Source organism: Telluria sp. PB2R4, assembly GCF_059685695.1.
In genome coordinates, this window is the sequence record NZ_JCASIC010000028.1 from 1,335 (window position 1) to 3,062 (window position 1,728).

The 1,728-nt window shown below is 52.3% G+C and carries 1 rRNA gene (cut by a window edge); it reads left to right on the plus strand.

The annotated features are described in order from the left end of the window. Positions 1–1,707 (plus strand): 23S ribosomal RNA (locus AC56LU_RS23950); it begins 1,259 nt to the left of the window's first position. Positions 1,708–1,728 lie beyond the last annotated feature (21 nt).

The following is a 1,728-nucleotide window of genomic DNA, read 5'->3' on the forward strand; positions in this document are numbered from 1 at the left end:
ATATGGTAGGAGAGCGTTCTGTAAGCCTGCGAAGGTGTCTTGTGAAGGATGCTGGAGGTATCAGAAGTGCGAATGCTGACATGAGTAGCGATAATGCGGGTGAAAAGCCCGCACGCCGTAAGCCCAAGGTTTCCTGTTCAACGTTCATCGGAGCAGGGTGAGTCGGCCCCTAAGGCGAGGCAGAGATGCGTAGCTGATGGGAAGCAGGTTAATATTCCTGCACCGTCGTATGATGCGATGGGGGGACGGATCGCGGAAGGTTGTCCAGCTGTTGGAATAGCTGGTTTCTGGTTCATAGAAGGCGCTTAGGCAAATCCGGGCGCGGAATTCAAGGGACTGGGACGTGTAGCCATGTGCTACGAAGCAATCGGAAGTGGTTCCAAGAAAAGCCTCTAAGCTTCAGTCATACGAGACCGTACCGCAAACCGACACAGGTGGGCGAGATGAGTATTCTAAGGCGCTTGAGAGAACTCGGGAGAAGGAACTCGGCAAATTGGTACCGTAACTTCGGGATAAGGTACGCCCTTGTAGCTTGACCACTTTACTGTGGAAGGGTGAACGGGTTGCAATAAACTGGTGGCTGCGACTGTTTAATAAAAACACAGCACTCTGCAAACACGAAAGTGGACGTATAGGGTGTGACGCCTGCCCGGTGCTGGAAGATTAAATGATGGGGTGCAAGCTCTTGATTGAAGTCCCAGTAAACGGCGGCCGTAACTATAACGGTCCTAAGGTAGCGAAATTCCTTGTCGGGTAAGTTCCGACCTGCACGAATGGCGTAACGATGGCCACACTGTCTCCTCCCGAGACTCAGCGAAGTTGAAATGTTTGTGATGATGCAATCTACCCGCGGCTAGACGGAAAGACCCCATGAACCTTTACTGTAGCTTTGCATTGGACTTTGAACCAATCTGTGTAGGATAGGTGGGAGGCTTTGAAGCGGGGACGCCAGTTCTCGTGGAGCCATCCTTGAAATACCACCCTGGTTTGTTTGAGGTTCTAACCTTGGTCCGTTATCCGGATCGGGGACAGTGCATGGTAGGCAGTTTGACTGGGGCGGTCTCCTCCTAAAGCGTAACGGAGGAGTTCGAAGGTACGCTAGGTACGGTCGGACATCGTGCTAATAGTGCAATGGCATAAGCGTGCTTAACTGCGAGACCGACAAGTCGAGCAGGTACGAAAGTAGGACATAGTGATCCGGTGGTTCTGTATGGAAGGGCCATCGCTCAACGGATAAAAGGTACTCTGGGGATAACAGGCTGATTCCTCCCAAGAGTTCATATCGACGGGGGAGTTTGGCACCTCGATGTCGGCTCATCACATCCTGGGGCTGTAGCCGGTCCCAAGGGTATGGCTGTTCGCCATTTAAAGTGGTACGTGAGCTGGGTTTAAAACGTCGTGAGACAGTTTGGTCCCTATCTGCCGTGGGCGTTGGAAATTTGAAGGGGGCTGCTCCTAGTACGAGAGGACCGGAGTGGACGAACCTCTGGTGTACCGGTTGTCACGCCAGTGGCATTGCCGGGTAGCTAAGTTCGGAAGAGATAACCGCTGAAAGCATCTAAGCGGGAAACTTGCCTTGAGATGAGATTTCCCGGAGCCTTGAGCTCCTTGAAGGGTCGTTCGAGACCAGGACGTTGATAGGCTGGGTGTGGAAGTGCAGTAATGCATTAAGCTAACCAGTACTAATTGCCCGTACGGCTTGTCCCTATAACCTTGGTAGGCTATAGA